The organism is Massilia sp. KIM (genome assembly GCF_002007115.1).
In the GTDB taxonomy this organism is placed as follows: domain Bacteria; phylum Pseudomonadota; class Gammaproteobacteria; order Burkholderiales; family Burkholderiaceae_D; genus Telluria.
Window position 1 is genome coordinate 53,985 of record NZ_MVAD01000005.1, and the last position, 16,264, is coordinate 70,248.

Below are 16,264 nucleotides of genomic sequence, written 5' to 3' on the forward strand. Positions count from 1 at the left end.
AGCAGCAAGCGTCCGCATTTGACCGGTAAGGAACGCTTCACCGGCTCAGTGTACCGAGCCCTTGCCGCGTGAGCAATCCGCGCATTTCCCCATGCGCCCTTAGTCCACCAAAGGAGCCAGCAGCTCCGCCACCCAGTCCATGAACAGACGGGTGCGCGCCGGCACGTGGCGGCGCGAAGGATAGACAAAGGACAGCGGCATCGAGGCCGGACGATATTCCGGCAGCACCTCCACCAGCCGTCTCGCCTCCACCAGCGCCGCCACCCCCACCGCCGGCGCCTGCGCGATGCCCAGCCCCGCCACGCAGGCCGCGCGATAAGCCGCCGTGTTGTTGACCGTGAGCGCGCCCGGCGCCGGCAGGCGCTGGGTCGCTTCGCCATCGAACCATTCCCAGCAGGGCGCGCTCCCGCCGAGCTGGGTGTCGTAGTGCACCAGCCGGTGCTGCGCCAGATCCTCCAGGCTGCGCGGCACGCCATGGCGCGCGATGTAGTCCGGACTGGCGCAGTTGACCACCCGGAAGCTGCCGAGATGGCGCGCCACCAGGTTGGAATCCGTCAGCTCGCCGATGCGTATCACGCAGTCGTAGCCGTCGCGCACCAGGTCCACCCGCCGGTCCATGCTGCCGAGGTCCACCAGCAGTTGCGGATGGCGCGCCATGAATTCGCCCAGGCGCGGCAGCACGATATCGGTGGCCAGGCTGACCGGCATGTCCACCCGCAGGCGGCCGGTGACGCCGGCCCCGCCCTCGCGGAACATGGCGCGCAGCGCTTCCACCTGCTCCAGCACCTCACGGCTGCGTGCGAAATAGGCTTCGCCCTCCTGGGTCATCTGCACGCGGCGCGTGGTGCGCTGCAGGAGCCGGGTGCCGAGCTGCTGCTCTAGCTCGCGCACGGCGGCCGACACCGTCGCATTCGGCAAGCCGAGCTGGCGCGCCGCGCCGCTGAAGCTGCCCAGTTCGGCCACCTTGAGAAAGACCGCGATCGTATCGAGTTCGTTCATGGATTTTTCGTAGATCCTGCAAAGTCCAAGCAGAAATGGCGGATTTATTACCGCGCGCACGAAAAATATACTGGCTCCATCAATTTTCCTCAAGGAGCCCAGGCATGAAGACCCACCATACCCGCATCGCCCTGATCACCGGCGCCAGCCGCGGCCTCGGCCGCAACATCGCGAGTCATCTGGCCGAGCGCGGCGTCGACCCCATCCTCACCTACCACCGGAATGCGTCCGCCGCCGCCGAAGTGGTGGACGAACTGCGCGCCCTCGGCCGCCGCGCCACCGCGCTGCCGCTCGACGTCGCCGACAGCCGCGCCTTCCCGGCCTTCGCCGCCCAGGTGCGCGAAGTGGTGCAAGGCTGGGGACGCGAGCGCTTCGACATCCTGGTCAACAACGCCGGCAGCGGCCTGCACCTGCCTTACCTCGAGACCACCGAGGAGCAGTTCGACAGCATGGTCGCGATCCACCTGAAGTCGGCCTTCTTCCTGACCCAGGCGCTGGCGCCGTTGCTGGAAGACGGCGGCCGCATCCTCAACGTGTCGAGCGGGCTGGCGCGCTTCACCGTGGAGAACTATGCGGCCTATGCGATGGCCAAGGGCGGGGTCGAGGTGCTGACGCGCTACCAGGCGCGCGAGCTGGCGGCGCGGAGAATCAAGGTCAACGTGATCGCCCCGGGGGCGATCGAGACCGACTTCAGCGGCGGCGCGGTGCGCGACAATCCCCAGCTCAACGCCATGATCGCCGGCATGACGGCCCTGGGCCGGGCCGGCCTGCCGGACGACATCGGCGCCGCCGCCGCGGCGCTGCTGGACGAGGGCAATGGCTGGATGACGGGACAGCGCATCGAGGTCTCGGGCGGCATGATGCTCTGAGCAGGCGCAACTGTTACGGAAGGTAATCGTCCGGCAGGGGCGGCGCGGCTCGTGCTAGGCTGGCGCTTCCTTTGAAACCGGACAGCCATGATGCGACTGCGATCCCTTCCCACGCGCTCCCTGGCCAGGTTCGCCGGCGTGGTGGCAGCGGCGAGCCTGCTGGCCTCCTGCGCCAACCTGGCCGGCCCGCGCCAGGTCGAACTGCCGCTGCACAAGCTGCAGGCCGGCCTCGAACGCCGCTTCCCGCTCGATAACCGCATGCTCGACGTGCTCAACGTGCGCCTCACGCGCCCGCAGCTGTCGATCCAGCCCGAGCAGGACCGCGTGGCGCTCGCGCTCGACGCCTCGGTCAGCCCGCCCTTCATGAGCGAAAGCTGGCAGGGCAAGCTGGCCTTCTCGGGCCGCCTCTACGTCGACCCCAACCGCTCCGCCGTGATGATGGCGGAGCCGCGCGTCGACCGCCTCGACTTCGGCGCCGGCAGCGGTCTGGCCGAGCGCCAGGTGGCGAACGTCGCCAATAGCATGATCGGCATGCTGGCGCGCGACGTCCCGGTCTACGCCTTCCGCATGGAAGACCTGCGCTACGCGGGCGTGCAGTTCGTCCCGACCCGCATCGCCACCACCCAGCGCGGACTCCTGGTGACCCTGGAGCCGGTGCGCTGACAAGCGCCGTCACGCCGGTCCTGCACGGAACGCCAACCTAAGCTATGATTTTTGCACCGTGCCGTAAATGGTCAGAGGAGAAACGTTGCTCGAATGCTCCAACGCCAACCCGCCGGATACTTCGGCGTTGCACTGCCTGCGCATTACGCGCACACTGGCACGAGCGGTTGCGATAACGCTGGAGCAGCCCGGAGTTTGCGCCAACCGGGGTGTTTCGCCTTGCTTGCGGTTTCTCATGCACACGGTATTCCACTGAAGTAACCTTTCTTCAGTTCAGTCTGCCGTAGGGGGTGGATCTTGGAAACGACACACGAGAGTTTTCCGGACAACGGGTTGCCCGCCGAGCCGCCCATCGCCGCCGTGGCGGCAGGCGCCATGCCTTCGCGGCTGAGCCTTCCGGCCAAGGGATCGTGCTGGTATTGCGAGAAGCCGCTCGACAGCGTACGCCGCTTCTGCGGCAAGTCCTGCGCCGACTCCTTCGACGAGGAAGCGGAATTCACCCGCTGAACCGGCGCGCCCGACGGGCGGCGCTGGCCTAGGCGTCGCCTCTTCCTTCCAGCACCGCGAGCGCACGCTCGAAATCGAAATCGCGCACGGCCGCGTCCAGCAGGCGCATGCGCTCGGGGCCGAGCGCGGCCAGGAAGGCGTCGTGGCGCTGCGCCAGCAGGGCGGGCGCGGCGCCGTCGCCGATGTCCAGCATGGCGCGCAGGCGTGCGATGTCCTCGGGCGAGGCCGCCGCCACCACGGCGTCCGGGCCGGGCGGGCTCAAGACCGTGTCGAGCTGCTCCAGCACCCGCCCCAGTTCGTCCGCGAGTTCGTCGGCCAGCGCGCCGGCCGGCTGCAGCGCCGCTTCTCCATGGGTACGGAAGGCCAGTTCGACGCCAAGCGCCAACTGGCGCAGGCGGCGCGCCTCGACCATCGCGGCCGCGCCTTTCAGGGTATGGACCACGCGCTGGGCCAGCGCCGCGTCGCCGGCGGCGAGCGCCCGGCGCAGGCGCGCCGCGGCGTCGTGGTAGTCGGAGCGAAAGCGCGCCAGCACCCGCAGGTGCATGGCCCGGTCCCCCATCACGCGATCGAGGCCGGCGACCAGGTCGAGCGCCGGCTCCGCCGAGTCGGCGGCGTCTTGCTGCGCCGTGCGCTCCGGCCGCATCAGCGCGTGGTGAAGGACCACTGGCGCGTCACCGGGCTGCCATTGACCGTGCCGGTGAAGCTGACGTCGTAGGTGGTGGCGCCGCGCAGCGGATCCAGCGGCACGATCGCGGCCGCGGTCTTGATCTCGCCCGCCGGGTCGACGCGCTGCACCGCCAGGTCGGCGCCGCCGCGCGGGCGCACCGTGAAGGTCTGCACCACCAGCGAGGCGTCGAGGTTGGCGTGCACGCTGATCGGATAGCCCACCTGGTTGCGGTTCGGGATCGGGTCCGGCTCCTCGGTGTCGCTGAAGAAGTTCGGCGTCACCTGGCCCTGGCCGTTGTAGGGCCAGGTCGTGATCGTGCCGCGCGCGATGCCGGGGCCGAAGCCGCCGCGCGCCGCGAAATTGGCGGTGAAGTAGTTGTAGCCGTTGGCCGCGCTGGCCGCGCCGGTGCCGATCTCCTTGAACATCGGCTCGAACATCACGAAGCGGTGGTAGATCGCCGTGATCAGTTCCTCGGCCATGAAGGCGCCGGAACGGTTGTTGGTGCCGGAGATGACTTCGCCATACGCATAGCCGTCGACCGGAATGGTATAGCCGGCGGCGTTCAGGCGATCCTTCAGGGTGGCGCCGGTGAAGCCCTGGCGGCCCGGGACCTGGTCGTGGCTCATCACGTTGTTGATGCGCAGGTATTCGGAGTGGCCGAGGGCCGCGTTGTTGATCTGCGCATTCTCCGCCACGGTCGGCATGCCGGCCTGGGTGCGGCGGTAGTTGATCCAGTTGCGGCCATCGAGGGCGATATTGCCGGTCTGCGCAGGCGCAGCGGGCGTGTCCGCCACCGGAGGCGCGGCGGGCGCCGTGCCGTTGCCGGCCGCCGGCGTGGTGCTCACCGGAGGATTGGCCGCAGGGCTGTCGCTGCCGCCACCGCCGCACGCGGCCAGGGCCAGGGCGGAACCCAGCGCCGCAACGATCGTTCGCCAGCGAAGCGTGTAGCTCATGTTGCAACTCCTGTCAATACGTGGAAGGAATGCGACATTTTAGGGGAAAACGCCGCAACGCGACGGCCGTTAGGCTCAAGCGCAACAGCTTATTTTGCACCCTGTAGAATATGGCATCCATTCTCTTGTCAAGTCAGCCATACGTGAAACCGACCAGCAAGCAACGCCTCGCGCGCGCCAAGTTCGCCCTGCCCAGCTCCGTCACCCTGCTGTCGATCGCCTGCGGCTTCGGCAGCATCGTGATCTCGGTCGACAATGCCCATATCGGCGATCCGGGCGACTTCCGCCTGGCCGCGATCCTGCTGGTGCTGGCCGGCGTGTTCGACGCCCTGGACGGCTTCGTGGCGCGCGCCACCAACACCCAGTCCAGCTTCGGGGTGCAGCTCGATTCGATCGCCGACGTGATGAACTTCGGCTGCGCCCCCGGCCTGCTGCTGTACTGCTACGGCTTCGGCCAGATGGCGGTCGACCACCCGACCCTGGTGCGCATGGGCGGCCTGGCCTGCTTCGTGTTCGTGGCCTGCGGCGCGCTGCGCCTGGCGCGCTTCAACATCAGCCACGGCCGCACCGACCCGCGCTACTTCGTCGGCATGCCGATCACTGCGGGGGCGGCCTGCGTGGCCTCGGTGGTGGTGGCCTGGCCCGACCCGGCGACCACCATGGCCCAGGCCTTCCTGATCGCGGGCCTGATGGTGGCGGTGGGCGCGCTGATGGTGTCGACCATCCGCTTCCCCAGCTCCAAGCACCCGCGCGGCAAGGTCATGATCGGCCTGCTGGTCGCGTGCGCGATCCTGCTGGCGCTGCTGCAGACGCGCTTCTTCGTGCTGTTCTTCCTGCTCTACGTGTGCGCGACCCTGCTGCTGAACCTCGCCTGGCGCACCGGCTGGACCGGCGTGGCGCCGCCCAGGGTCTACGACGAGGCCGACGAGGTCTAGGCGTCGGCGCGGCAGCGCGCGAACCCTTCTGCCGCGCAGGCGCTCAGGCGAACTTGTCGAGCATCGCCGCCAGGCGGGCGGCGCGCTCGCGCGCTTCCTCGAGGTCGGCGCTGGCGCCGGTCTGGGTGATGATGGCGGCGGTGAGGAGCTGGACGAAGGAGCGGTCCAGGGCCTTGCGCGCGGCCGCCATCTGCTGGGCCACCGCGTCGCAGTCCGAGGGCGCGTCGGCCAGCGCGATCAGCTTCTGCACCCCGCGCAGCTGGCCCTCGATGCGGGCCAGCCGATTGAGCAAGTCCTTCTTTTGCTGGGCGCTGAGGGCCTGGCCTTCGACGATCTTGAGCGGGGCGTCGGCCATCAGGCCACCTCGTGCCCGCGCGCGGCGCGCAGGATGCGGAACCAGTCCTGGCGGTCCAGGGTGAAGCTGGCGCCGGTCACCGCCACGCCGATCGCTTCGATGCGGCCGCTGCCGGTGAGCGGGATCGGACGGCTCGGGAGCTGCATGATCCAGGCGAAGACCACGCTGGCGAAGGGCTGGTGCAGGCGGTCGGCGATTTCCTTGATCACCAGGCGCAGGTTCTCGGCATTGGTGTCGTTGGCGTTGAACAGGCGTCCGCCGCCCAGCGGCGACCAGATCATGGGCGCCACGCCCAGGTCCTGCAGGCCGTCGAAGGTCTCGTCGAACATCGGCGCGGTGTGCAGGGGCGAGAACTCGATCTGGTTGGTGGCCAGCGGAATGCGGCGGTTCAGGCACTCGAACTGGTGGCGCGAGAAGTTGGACACGCCGAAGTGCAGCACTTTGCCGGCCTGCTTGAGGCGGGTGAAGGCTTCGGCGATCTCGTCGAAGTCCATCAGCGGGTCGGGGCGGTGGATCAGCAGCAGGTTGAGGCGGTCGGTGTGCAGCTGGCGCAGCGATTCCTCGGCCGAGGCCACGATGTGCTCGCCGGTGGTGTCGTAGTGCTGGATGGTGTGGGCCGGGCGCTTGGCCGAGAGCAGCTTGATGCCGCACTTGCTCACCAGCTCGATGCGGTCGCGCAGCGAGGGACGGGCGCGCAGGGCTTCGCCGAACAGGCCTTCGACGCCGTAGCCGCCGTAGATGTCGGCGTGGTCGAAGCTGGTCACGCCCATGGCCACGCACTGCTCGATGAAGGCTACCCGCTGTTCGACCGACATGCCCCATTCCGTCATGCGCCACATCCCGGCCACGATGCGCGACAGTTCCAGGCCGCCCTCACGGGTGGCGACGCGGGGGCATTGCAGGGTGGTGGGGAGGGCTTGGGTCATGGATGGCTTTCAAGGTTGGCGTGTTGACATGATTATAGCGGGAGGGGAAGCGTTGTTGGCTGCGCGGGCAAACTTGGGTTACTGCGGAGCCGCCGAGGCCTTGACGGGCAGACTTGGGTTCCCGCCTTCGCGGGAACGACGGGTAGTGGCAGCAGGCCAAAAACATCCATCCGGGAACGCGACACTTGAACGTCGTTCCCGCGAAGGCGGGAACCCAAGTTTGCCCGCACACCCCTAACGCTTACAGCACCACCAAAAAACAAAAAGCCCGCCCGGCATCAAGCACGGACGGGCTCCCGTCATCCAGCGAAAGGCTAGGTCACTGCAGCCAGAGCCGCATCGAATCCCACGCCCGGCCGAAGATGCTCGCTTCCTGCACCTCATCCAGCGCCACCACCGGCAGCACCAGCAGCGGCTTCCCGTCCGCCATCATCTTGAGGGTGCCGACCTGCGCATTGCGCGCCAGCGGCGCGACCAGCGGGTCCTTGCGCTCCAGCACCGGCTTGAGCTTGCCGGCCACGCCCTTCGGCACGGTCACCAGCACGTCGCGGGTGAAGCCGATCTTCACGTTCGGGGCCGAGCCCTTCCAGATCTCCGGCGTCGCGATCGCCTGGTTGGCGGAATACAGCTTCACGGTGTCGAAGTTCTGGAAGCCCCAGTTCAGCAGCTTCTGGCTCTCCTGGGTGCGCACCCCGTCCGAGCTCGTGCCCAGCACGACCGAAATCAGGCGGCGCTGGCCGGTGGTGCCGTTCGGGCGGCGCGCCGAGGCGATCATGCTGTAGCCCGAGGAATCGGTGTGGCCGGTCTTCATGCCATCCACGGTCGGGTCCAGCCACAGCAGGCGGTTGCGGTTCTGCTGGGTGATCTTGTTATAGGTGAACTGCTTGACCGAGTCGATCTTGTAGAACTCGGGGAAGTCGCGGATCACGTTCGCGGCCAGGGTCGCCAGGTCTTGCGCGGTCGAATAGTTGTTCGGATCCGGCAGGCCGTGCGGGTTGGCGAAACGGGTGTTCTTCAGGCCCATGCGCTGGGCCTCGCGGTTCATCAGGGTGACGAAGGTGCCTTCGTCGCCCGCCACCGCTTCGGCCAGGGCCACCGCCGCGTCGTTGCCCGACTGGACCATCAGGCCGTGCAGCAGGTCGTTCACAGACACCGGCGTGGCCGGATCGATGAACATCTTCGAGCTCGAGTTGTCGACCTTCCAGGCGCGTACCGACACGTTCACCATCTGGTTCAGCGCCAGGCGCTTTTCCCGAATGGCGGCGAAGGTGACGTAGGCCGTCATGACCTTGGTCAGCGAGGCCGGCTCGATACGGGCGTTCGGATCCTGCGAGGCGATGACCTGGCCGCTCGTTGCGTCGAGCAGCAGCCACGATTTGGCGGCGATGGCCGGCGCAGGCACGGTTTGTGCGCTGGCCGAGACCATCACGAGGCTGGCGGCGAAGGCCGCTAACAGTTTTTTCATGGGAGCAATACCGTCAATCAGTGGGTAGTGGAGCGCAAAGCAATGCCATAAGGCATTGCCTCAAGAGAAGGGTCACATTATAGGGCAGTGTTACGCCGAAATGTCACGCCGCCACATTTGCGCAACGAGATTTTTAATGTGACCGAGCTTGCGGTGGAAGAAGTGATCCGCGCCCGGGATCACGATGACCGGAATGTCCAGCGGACGCGCCCAGTCATACACTTCCTGCAGGGTGATCGTATCGTCAAGTTCGCCGTGGATCAGGATCGAATCCTCGGGCACGGGCGGCATCGGCCACTTGCCGGCGGCGGTGCCGACCAGCACCAGGCGCTCGGCCGGACGGCCTTCGGCGATCAAGCGCTGCTGGAACTGGGCCTGCACGAAGGTGCCGAAGGAGAAACCCGACAGGGCCACCGGCAGGCCCGGGTATTGCGCGCGCATGTGCTCGTACATGATGGCCATGTCGTCCACTTCGCCACGGCCGTCGTCGTGCACGCCCTCGGATTCGCCCACGCCCCGGAAGTTGAAGCGCGCCGTGGCATAGCCCAGGTTGACGAAGGTGCGCGCCAGGGTCTGGGCCACCTTGTTCTCCATGGTGCCGCCGTACAGCGGGTGAGGGTGGGCGACCAGCGCGATGCCGCGCGGCTCGCCGTCCGGCAGGTCGAGCAGGCATTGCATCTTGCCCGCATGGCCGTCGAGAGTGAACTTGTGCTGGATATTCATGGGTCCTTCTGGGTAAATCGCTATCAGATCTTGAGGCGTTCGACCGGCTTGCCGCCGATGAGGTGCTGGTCGATGATGTCGTCGATGTCGGCGTTGTCCACGTAGGTGTACCAGGTGCCTTCCGGGTAGACCACGACCACCGGACCTTCTTCGCAGCGGTCCAGGCAGCCGGACTGGTTGATGCGCACCTTGCCCTGGCCGCTCAGGTTGAGTTCCTTGATGCGCTTCTTGGCGTGCTTCTGCGCCTTCTCGGCGCCGCACTTGCCGCAGCTCTGGCGTGCATCCTTGCCATCGCGTTCGTTCATGCAGAAGAACACGTGGTACTTGTAAAACGGTGCGTTGTCGGTGGTGTCGCTCATGTCGTTCTCGTCGAAAGGATGGCAGCGCCAAAGCCGCCATGATACCGGTTCTTACTGGCGATTGAGTTTATGCGAAGGCAGGAGCAGGAACCAGAGCGCGAAAAACGGCCACATCAGGGACAGGAACTGGGCGGCGCCGTTAAAGTTCAAGAACTTCCCTTGCACCCAACCCTGCAGGGTCGAGGAAAAATACGGGTTCACCGGGATGGTGTTCACCACGATCAGGCTGAGCACCAGGGTCACCACCGCCAGGCGGCGCTGGGCCACCTGGGGCGCGAACACCAGGCCAGACAGCATCAGGAGGCCGATCAGGAAGCCGCCCTCGGCGCCCGGAGTCACCCAGACGAAGGCGTTATCGGGGCGGAACAGCAGCGAGCTGGCCAGGGTCTTGACCATCAGGGCCGCGCCCACCAGGGCCATCATGAGACGGAAGCGCGGCGCGCCGCGGCGCACCAGGCACATCAGGGTCAGGGCGGCGCCGGTCATGCCGCAGGCGCTGATGATGGTCTCGGACAGCCAGTACTGCTCCACGCTCATGATGTCGTCGCCGGGGCGCAGCATGGCCACCAGGTCGATGTCGGCGTCGAACCAGCGCGACAGCCAATTGGAGACGATCGGCAGCACCTGGCCGTGGCCGAACAGGTAGCTCTGCGGGTAGATCTGGGCCAGCGGCCACAGGGCCACCAGCACCAGGCCCTGGCTGGCGTGCGGCGCGAACCAGCGCCGCCGCAGCTGGAACAGGCGGCTTCGGTCGAGCAGCCCGGGCGCCCACAGCGCGCCCAGCACCGCGCCGATCAGGCAGCCGCCGGAATTGGTGAGGAAGTCGAGGTTGGACGGCACCCGGCTCGGCAGGTAGTTCTGCACCGCCTCCATCGTGCCCGACACCAGGATGCCGCCGAGGGTCGCCAGCAGCACCGCCCAGACGCCGCGGATGCGCGGGTAGAGCGAGAGCACCAGCAGCACGCCGAACGGAATGTAGCCGACCACGTTGACGGTGACGTCGAAGCCGGTCCAGTAGCGCTGCTTGACCAGGTTGAGGAAGGCGAGCAGGGGCAGGCCGCTGTCGCGCCAGCCCGAGAACGGATACCAGCTGGCGTAGACGATCAGCAGCAGGTAGGCCAGCAGCGCGGCGCGCGAGATCGGCGAGCCGCGCGGCCGGCCGGGGACTTCCGGATCGGTCATCGGCGTACGTTCAGGGTCGCCAGCCAGGCCTGCAGGTCGGCGGCGACGGCGTCCAGGCTGGCGGCCAGCGCGCGCGCGCCTCCGGCGGCGTCCTGGCTCGCGGCGGCGGTGGTGCGGGTGAAGGTGCGCTGGTCGACCAGGCGGTGTTCCTCGAACACCGAGGCGCGCAGCACGACCTGACCTTCGCTCTGGGCCGCGCCGGTGAAGCTGTGCATCAGCTCATCGACTTCCATGCGCAGGATCGGCACCCCGGTCGAGGCGTCGGTGGCGGACAGCACCTTCATGCCCGACTGCGACAGGCGGGTCTTGATGCGCTGGGTGACCAGGTCGAGCGGGTTGCCGCTCCAGCGGCTGTGCGCGTAGCTGCGCGCCTGCATGGCGTCGGCGTAGCCGAGGCGGTAGTACATGCGCTCGTTGTCCAGCACCGGGGCGCCGGTGGCGTCCATGATGACCAGCGCCGGAATGCCGGGCACGGCGGTCTGGGCCTGGGCCTGGGCCTGCGGCAGGGCCGGGCCGAAGTCGAACACGGTGGTGGGCTGGCTGCTTCTGCTGCTGGCGCAGCCGGTCAGGATCAGGGCGCAGGCCAGCAGGGGCAGGAATCGGTATGCGGTGGCGGTCACGGTGGTCCTCATTTGGTCGGGGGCACGAAGCCCGGCTCGCCCGGTCCGGGCGCCTCGCCCGGCGCGCCGAACAGGATGCTCTGCGGGCGCTCGGACAGGGAATTGGCGGTGCGGCGCACGGCGCGCAGCGACAGGCGCGCTTCGTCGGTCATCTGGACCACGTGCGGCAGGGTTTCCAGCTCCAGCTCGCTGGTGGCGGCCTGCAGCGAGCCGATCGCGCCGTTCAGGCGCTCGACCGGGCCGTCCGGCGATTGAAGGCGGATCGCCAGCTGGTCGTAGTTCTTGATCATGCTGTCGGCGCTGCCCGCCACCTTGTCGAAGGAGGCCAGGCTGTTTTCCAGTTTGGTGGTCAGCTGGGGCAGGCGCGCGATGGTCGGCTCCAGCTTCTGCGGGATGGCGGCGTAGGCGTCGGCGGCCTTGCCGATGCTGTCGAAGGCCCCGATGATGGTCTGCTGGTTGTCCGGGCCGACCATCTTGGCCAGGCTGTCGGTGATCTTCTCGGTCTTTTCCAGGATCGCCATGCCGCGCTTTTCCAGCATGTCCAGCAGGCCCGGGCGCAGCGGGATGCGCGACGGCTGGTCGTCCTTGGTGGCCAGGCGCGGCGAGCCGGTGCGGTCGTCGTCGAGCTGGATGAAGGCGATCCCGGTCACGCCCTGGTAGCCGAGGGTGGCGAAGGTGGTGGTGGTGACGGGCGAGGCTTCGTCGACCGACATGCGGATCAGGATCTGGCCGGTGACGCGCGGGTCGAACACGATGTCGTCGACCCGACCCACTTCCAGGCCGCGGTAGCGCACCGTGGCCTGCGGGTTCAGGCCCGGGATCGACTGGGTGGTGACGATCTCGTAGCGCACGAAGTCGGTCTTGTCGCGGTTGAGCCAGAGGCCGATCAGCACCGTCGCCACCAGCAGGGCGATCGTGAACACACCGGTCATCAGGGCATATGACCTGTTTTCCATATCAAGTCTCCGAATCGTTCTGGGCCTGGCGCTCTTCGAGCACCTCGAGCGCCCGCCGGCCGCGCGGGCCCAGGAAAAAGTGTTTGATGAACGGATGGTCGACGCGCAGCACGTCGCACGAGGGACCGACCGCCAGCACGTGCTTCTCGGCCAGCACCGCGATGCGCGAGGACAGGGCGAACAGCGTGTCGAGGTCGTGGGTCACCATCACCACCGTGAGCTTGAGCTCGCGGTGCAGGGTCTGGATCAGCGCCACGAAGGCGTCCGACAGGTCGGGGTCGAGGCCCGCGGTCGGTTCGTCCAGGAACAATAGCTGAGGTTCGAGCGCCAGGGCGCGCGCCAGGGCGGCGCGCTTGATCATGCCGCCCGATAGGTCGGCCGGCATCTTGTTGGCGTGCTCGGGGCCGAGGCCCACCATGTCCATCTTGAGCAGCACGGCGTCGCGGATCACGTCCTCGGGCAGGGCGCGCAGCTCGCGCATCGGCAGGGCGATGTTGTCGAATACGGTCAGGGCCGAGTACAGTGCGCCCTGCTGGAACAGCATGCCCCAGTGGTTGCGCATGCGCTGCAACTGCTCCGGCTCGGCCGCGCTGATGTCTTCGCCGAACACGCGCACCGAGCCCTGGGACGGGCGTTCCAGCCCCAGCATCTGGCGCAGCAGCACGGTCTTGCCGGTGCCGGACCCGCCGACGATGGTGAGGATTTCGCCGGAATACACGTCCAGGTTCAGGTCCTGGTGCACCACGGTGCGCCCGAAGCGCGTCCACAGGTGGCGGATCTGGACCACCGGCGGTCCGACGTCCTCGTCGGGGCGCATGGTCAGGCGTGGCGGCGGGCGCTTGGAATCGGCCATCAGAACCCCACTCCGCTGAAGATGATCGCGTACACCGCGTCGGCCAGGATCACCACCGTGATCGCGGTGACCACCGAGGTAGTGGTGCCACGGCCCAGGCTTTCGGTGTTGGGCTTGATGCGCAGGCCGAAGTGGCAGGAGATCAGGGCGATCAGGATGCCGAAGGTCGCGCCCTTGAGCAGGCCGATGGTGTAGTTCACGTAGGGCACGGCGTCCGGCAGGCCCTGGATGAAGTAGCGGAACGACAGGTTCAGCTCGATCTTGGCCGAGACCATGCCGCCGATCAGGGCCATGGCGTCGGTCCACACCACGAGCAGGGGCATGGAGATCGCCAGCGCGACCACCTTGGGCATGATCAGGCGGTAGCCGTGGGAGATGCCCATCACCAGCATGGCGTCCAGTTCCTCCGTCACCCGCATCACCCCGAGCTGGGCGGTGATCGAGGAGCCGGAGCGGCCGGCCACGAGGATGGCGGCCAGCATGGGGCCGAGTTCGCGGATCACCGCCATGCCCAGGATGTTGACCAGGTAGATGTCGCCGCCGAACATGCGCAACTGCTGGGACGACAGGTAGGAGAGCACGACCCCGATCAGGAAGCCGACCATGGCCGTGATGCCCAGGGCCTGGAAGCCCGAATGGTAGATGTTGGCCGAGATCTCGCGCCAGGGGCCGGTGCGCGGATGGCGGATGAAGCGGCCCAGGTCCTGGACCACGACGCCGATCAGGCCGATGAAGCTCTTGAGGTGCTCGAAGAAGTTGAGGAGGCCGGCGCCCAGGGTAATGACCCAGTGCAGGGGGCTGATCCGGTGGCGCGGCAGCTTGAGCGCGCTGGCTTCCTCGATGCGCCTGAACAGGTCTTCCTGGCGCGGGTCGAGCTTGAGGTGCTTGGGGCGCTTCTTGTGCCAGGCGTTCCAGAACATCTGGGCGCCGATGTGGTCGAGGCTTTCGATGCCCGACAGGTCCCACTCGCAGGCGCCCTTGTCCTTCAGGGTGGCGAGCTGGCGCGTGATGCCTTTCAGGATGCCGCGCCGAGACAGGGCGTGCACCTGCCAGACCCCCGATGCCACGACAGATTGTTGCGCGGGGCTGCACGCTTCCGAGGCGGAATGCTGGATGGTTAATGTTGGCGCATTTTCAATCTGCATTGTCGCAGTGTAAAAGAGAATCGTTATCGCCGCCAGCCACGATCCTCTACCGTGTCAGGCGGCGAGGTGGCGCACCTGGCGCGCCGGCGCGGCCGCCGCCGGCTTGTCGAGCGGCCTGTCCGCGGGCTTGTCGACCTTGCCCGCGTAGTCGGACGCCAGCAGGGATGCGACTGCTTCTCGCGTCATGCCGCGCAGCTCCAGCCATTCGGCGACCAGTTTCGCCAGGCGGTCGAGGGCGATGCGGTGGGTGGCATCTGTCTTTGTATAGAGCCAGTCCGAGAGCGCCATGAAGTTGTCGAAAGGCGCGTCGCCCAGCAGTGCGCGGGTGCTGTTGGCGAAGCGGCCCGAGTTGGCCACCAGGTCCCAGTAGCGCGCGAAGCGCACCAGGCGCTGCATGGTGGCGAAGTCGATCCTGTTCGTGGCCAGCACCGTGTAGGGCGGGTAAGGGTCGTAGACCATGCCGAAGGGCTCGGTATGGCGGATGATCGGGGTGCCGCGCAGGCGCTTGAGGATGCCGAACTGGATCTCCTGCGCACCCAGGCTCACCAAGTGGTCGAAGCCGCGCGCGAAGCTGGCCACGTCTTCGCCCGGCAGGCCGGCGATCAGGTCGACGTGCAGGTGGGCGGTGGAGTGCTCGCACAGCCAGCGGATGTTGTCGGCGGCCTTCTCGTTGTTCTGGCGCCGGCTCACCAGGGCCTGGACCTCGGGATTGAAGCTCTGGATGCCGATCTCGAACTGCAGGGCGCCGGGCGGGAACTTGGCGATGGTGTCCTTGAGCGCTTCCGGCAGGTGGTCGGGGACCAGCTCGAAGTGGGCGTAGACCGGATCTTCCGGGTGGGCCTCGATCTTATCGAGGAAGAACTGCATGATCTGCAGGCTGGTCTTGACGTTCAGGTTGAAGGTGCGGTCGACGAACTTGAACAGGCGCGCGCCACGGGCGTACAGATTCTCCAGCTCGGCCAGGAAGCCCTCCAGCGGGAAGGGCCAGGCGGTCTTGTCCAGCGACGAGAGGCAAAACTCGCACTTGAAGGGGCAGCCGCGCGAGGCTTCCACGTACAGGGTGCGGTGGGCGATGTCCTCGTCGCTATATAGAGAGTAGGGCAGGGCGATGTCGGCCATCGGCGGCTGGACCCCAGCGTGCACCTTCATCAGCGGCTTGGGACCATGCAGGATCTCGCCGCACAGCTTGGGGAAGCTCACGTCGCCCCAGCCGGTGATTACGTAGTCGGCCAGCTTCACGATCTGCTGCTCGGCGGTCTCGTAGGACACCTCGGGGCCGCCCAGCACGATGGTGATCTCGGGCGCGACCCGCTTGAGCATGGACACCAGCCTGGTGGTCTCTTCCACGTTCCATATATAGACGCCGAAACCGACGATGCGCGGCTGGTGCGCGAGGATGCGCTCGACCAGGTCGGTGGTCTTGGCGCCGATGACGAACTCCTGGATGCGCGTCTCTGCCTGCAGCTCGCCCATGTTGGCCAGCAGGTAGCGCAGGCCCAGCGAGGCATGGGTATAGCGGGCGTTGAGGGTGGAGAGAAGGATCGTCATGGCAGGCGGCGGGTGGGGCAAACCCCGCATTGTACGCGCCGGGGAGCGCAGGACACATGCCTGGTCCGGCTGGAAGCGGACTTCGAGATGCCCGCGCCATACCCGTCGTGGCCCGACGTTAAAAAATCACGTTTCTCGCTTGGCGAGGGCTTGACGGGGTTTTTAGGAGGCGGCATAATCTCGTTCCTCTGCTGCTGACGAACACAACGCTTCGTCGACAACGCAGCAAGACAGAATCCGAAGTTCTTTAACAATCAACAGTCGATAAGTGTGGGCGTTTGATGAAGGTGCCAGTGACTTCGGTCATTGATTACTTAAATTATCAAATGTTCACAAAAAATACGAACCTTCTCGAAAGAGAAGAATCGTCAGTATTTTGAGTGAGCGACCCGCTAGCAATAGCGGTGGCAGAAATGCCAACAAACAGAGATTGAACTGAAGAGTTTGATCCTGGCTCAGATTGAACGCTGGCGGCATGCTTTACACATGCAAGTCGAACGGCAGCGCGGGGCAACCTGGCGGCGAGTGGCGAACGGGTG

18 protein-coding genes and 1 rRNA gene are annotated in these 16,264 nt (G+C 66.9%); 5 read left to right on the forward strand and 14 right to left on the reverse strand.

What is annotated here, in order from left to right:
• Positions 1-99: 99 nt before the first annotated feature.
• On the reverse strand, positions 100-999 hold the full coding sequence (locus B0920_RS24915; RefSeq protein WP_078035399.1) for a LysR family transcriptional regulator: 900 nt from the start codon (positions 997-999) through the stop codon (positions 100-102).
• 104 nt (positions 1,000-1,103) lie between these two features.
• On the opposite strand from B0920_RS24915, the gene B0920_RS24920 reads away from it, so the two are divergent.
• The 3 genes from B0920_RS24920 to B0920_RS25825 all read left to right on the forward strand — a co-directional run bounded on the left by B0920_RS24920 (position 1,104) and on the right by B0920_RS25825 (position 3,038).
• On the forward strand, positions 1,104-1,868 hold the full coding sequence (locus B0920_RS24920) for an SDR family NAD(P)-dependent oxidoreductase (RefSeq protein WP_078035400.1): 765 nt from the start codon (positions 1,104-1,106) through the stop codon (positions 1,866-1,868).
• A gap of 87 nt (positions 1,869-1,955) precedes the next feature.
• On the forward strand, positions 1,956-2,531 hold the full coding sequence (locus tag B0920_RS24925) for a DUF1439 domain-containing protein (protein ID WP_078035401.1): 576 nt from the start codon (positions 1,956-1,958) through the stop codon (positions 2,529-2,531).
• Positions 2,532-2,828: 297 nt separating this feature from the next.
• Positions 2,829-3,038, forward strand: a complete 210-nt coding sequence (locus tag B0920_RS25825; protein WP_143745909.1) for a hypothetical protein — start codon at positions 2,829-2,831, stop codon at positions 3,036-3,038.
• Positions 3,039-3,066: 28 nt separating this feature from the next.
• Here B0920_RS25825 and B0920_RS24930 read toward each other — a convergent pair whose 3' ends face one another.
• Together B0920_RS24930 and B0920_RS24935 are read right to left on the reverse strand one after the other, a co-directional pair.
• The gene (locus B0920_RS24930) at positions 3,067-3,702 is read right to left on the reverse strand and encodes an Hpt domain-containing protein (protein WP_229456867.1); all 636 of its coding nucleotides are present in this window, start codon (positions 3,700-3,702) and stop codon (positions 3,067-3,069) included.
• The gene (locus tag B0920_RS24935; protein ID WP_078035402.1) at positions 3,681-4,658 is read right to left on the reverse strand and encodes a CAP domain-containing protein; all 978 of its coding nucleotides are present in this window, start codon (positions 4,656-4,658) and stop codon (positions 3,681-3,683) included. Before B0920_RS24935 ends, B0920_RS24930 begins: the two co-directional genes overlap by 22 nt.
• Positions 4,659-4,801: 143 nt before the next feature.
• On the opposite strand from B0920_RS24935, the gene pssA reads away from it, so the two are divergent.
• Positions 4,802-5,593 carry a CDP-diacylglycerol--serine O-phosphatidyltransferase gene (gene pssA, locus B0920_RS24940; protein WP_078035403.1) on the forward strand — a complete coding sequence of 264 codons (792 nt, stop codon included), beginning with the start codon at positions 4,802-4,804 and terminating at the stop codon, positions 5,591-5,593.
• Between the two features lie 43 nt (positions 5,594-5,636).
• Here the strand turns inward: pssA and B0920_RS24945 are convergent, their stop codons facing one another.
• The 11 genes from B0920_RS24945 to B0920_RS24995 all read right to left on the reverse strand — a co-directional run bounded on the left by B0920_RS24945 (position 5,637) and on the right by B0920_RS24995 (position 15,725).
• Entirely contained in the window at positions 5,637-5,948 is a 312-nt protein-coding gene (locus tag B0920_RS24945) for a metal-sensitive transcriptional regulator (RefSeq protein ID WP_078035404.1), read from the reverse strand.
• Positions 5,948-6,874, reverse strand: coding sequence for an aldo/keto reductase family oxidoreductase (locus B0920_RS24950; RefSeq protein ID WP_078035405.1), 927 nt, complete (start codon positions 6,872-6,874; stop codon positions 5,948-5,950). The genes B0920_RS24945 and B0920_RS24950 overlap by 1 nt, the downstream gene beginning before the upstream one ends.
• A gap of 319 nt (positions 6,875-7,193) precedes the next feature.
• Positions 7,194-8,339: a D-alanyl-D-alanine carboxypeptidase family protein gene (locus B0920_RS24955; RefSeq protein ID WP_078035406.1), complete on the reverse strand. Its 1,146-nt coding sequence runs from the start codon at positions 8,337-8,339 to the stop codon at positions 7,194-7,196.
• A 90-nt stretch (positions 8,340-8,429) separates the two neighbouring features.
• Positions 8,430-9,062 carry an alpha/beta hydrolase gene (locus B0920_RS24960; RefSeq protein WP_078035407.1) on the reverse strand — a complete coding sequence of 211 codons (633 nt, stop codon included), beginning with the start codon at positions 9,060-9,062 and terminating at the stop codon, positions 8,430-8,432.
• Positions 9,063-9,085: 23 nt separating this feature from the next.
• Entirely contained in the window at positions 9,086-9,421 is a 336-nt protein-coding gene (locus B0920_RS24965) for a ferredoxin (RefSeq protein ID WP_078035408.1), read from the reverse strand.
• Positions 9,422-9,472: 51 nt separating this feature from the next.
• The gene (locus B0920_RS24970; RefSeq protein ID WP_078035409.1) at positions 9,473-10,603 is read right to left on the reverse strand and encodes a VanZ family protein; all 1,131 of its coding nucleotides are present in this window, start codon (positions 10,601-10,603) and stop codon (positions 9,473-9,475) included.
• Positions 10,600-11,223 (reverse strand): ABC-type transport auxiliary lipoprotein family protein, encoded by a 624-nt coding sequence (locus B0920_RS24975; RefSeq protein WP_307188913.1) that lies wholly within the window; start codon positions 11,221-11,223, stop codon positions 10,600-10,602. Before B0920_RS24975 ends, B0920_RS24970 begins: the two co-directional genes overlap by 4 nt.
• Before the next feature lie 8 nt (positions 11,224-11,231).
• Entirely contained in the window at positions 11,232-12,179 is a 948-nt protein-coding gene (locus B0920_RS24980; protein WP_078035411.1) for an MlaD family protein, read from the reverse strand.
• A gap of 1 nt (position 12,180) precedes the next feature.
• Positions 12,181-12,996: an ABC transporter ATP-binding protein gene (locus B0920_RS24985; protein ID WP_078035419.1), complete on the reverse strand. Its 816-nt coding sequence runs from the start codon at positions 12,994-12,996 to the stop codon at positions 12,181-12,183.
• A 35-nt stretch (positions 12,997-13,031) separates the two neighbouring features.
• Positions 13,032-14,177: an ABC transporter permease gene (locus B0920_RS24990; protein WP_078035412.1), complete on the reverse strand. Its 1,146-nt coding sequence runs from the start codon at positions 14,175-14,177 to the stop codon at positions 13,032-13,034.
• Positions 14,178-14,231: 54 nt separating this feature from the next.
• Entirely contained in the window at positions 14,232-15,725 is a 1,494-nt protein-coding gene (locus B0920_RS24995; protein WP_078035413.1) for a B12-binding domain-containing radical SAM protein, read from the reverse strand.
• A gap of 432 nt (positions 15,726-16,157) precedes the next feature.
• Between B0920_RS24995 and B0920_RS25000 the strand changes: the two genes are divergently transcribed.
• A 16S ribosomal RNA gene (locus B0920_RS25000) occupies positions 16,158-16,264 on the forward strand; the annotation flags it as partial.

Excerpts from the sequence above, each read along its gene's own strand:
- B0920_RS24915 (WP_078035399.1), bottom strand. The coding sequence starts at position 999 with ATGAACGAACTCGATACGATCGCGGTCTTTCTCAAGGTGGCCGAACTG.
- B0920_RS24920 (WP_078035400.1), top strand. The coding sequence starts at position 1,104 with ATGAAGACCCACCATACCCGCATCGCCCTGATCACCGGCGCCAGCCGC.
- B0920_RS24925 (WP_078035401.1), top strand. The coding sequence starts at position 1,956 with ATGATGCGACTGCGATCCCTTCCCACGCGCTCCCTGGCCAGGTTCGCC.
- B0920_RS24935 (WP_078035402.1), bottom strand. The coding sequence starts at position 4,658 with ATGAGCTACACGCTTCGCTGGCGAACGATCGTTGCGGCGCTGGGTTCC.
- B0920_RS24945 (WP_078035404.1), bottom strand. The coding sequence starts at position 5,948 with ATGGCCGACGCCCCGCTCAAGATCGTCGAAGGCCAGGCCCTCAGCGCC.
- B0920_RS24950 (WP_078035405.1), bottom strand. The coding sequence starts at position 6,874 with ATGACCCAAGCCCTCCCCACCACCCTGCAATGCCCCCGCGTCGCCACC.
- B0920_RS24955 (WP_078035406.1), bottom strand. The coding sequence starts at position 8,339 with ATGAAAAAACTGTTAGCGGCCTTCGCCGCCAGCCTCGTGATGGTCTCG.
- B0920_RS24960 (WP_078035407.1), bottom strand. The coding sequence starts at position 9,062 with ATGAATATCCAGCACAAGTTCACTCTCGACGGCCATGCGGGCAAGATG.
- B0920_RS24965 (WP_078035408.1), bottom strand. The coding sequence starts at position 9,421 with ATGAGCGACACCACCGACAACGCACCGTTTTACAAGTACCACGTGTTC.
- B0920_RS24970 (WP_078035409.1), bottom strand. The coding sequence starts at position 10,603 with ATGACCGATCCGGAAGTCCCCGGCCGGCCGCGCGGCTCGCCGATCTCG.
- B0920_RS24980 (WP_078035411.1), bottom strand. The coding sequence starts at position 12,179 with ATGGAAAACAGGTCATATGCCCTGATGACCGGTGTGTTCACGATCGCC.
- B0920_RS24985 (WP_078035419.1), bottom strand. The coding sequence starts at position 12,996 with ATGCGCCCCGACGAGGACGTCGGACCGCCGGTGGTCCAGATCCGCCAC.
- B0920_RS24990 (WP_078035412.1), bottom strand. The coding sequence starts at position 14,177 with ATGCAGATTGAAAATGCGCCAACATTAACCATCCAGCATTCCGCCTCG.
- B0920_RS24995 (WP_078035413.1), bottom strand. The coding sequence starts at position 15,725 with ATGACGATCCTTCTCTCCACCCTCAACGCCCGCTATACCCATGCCTCG.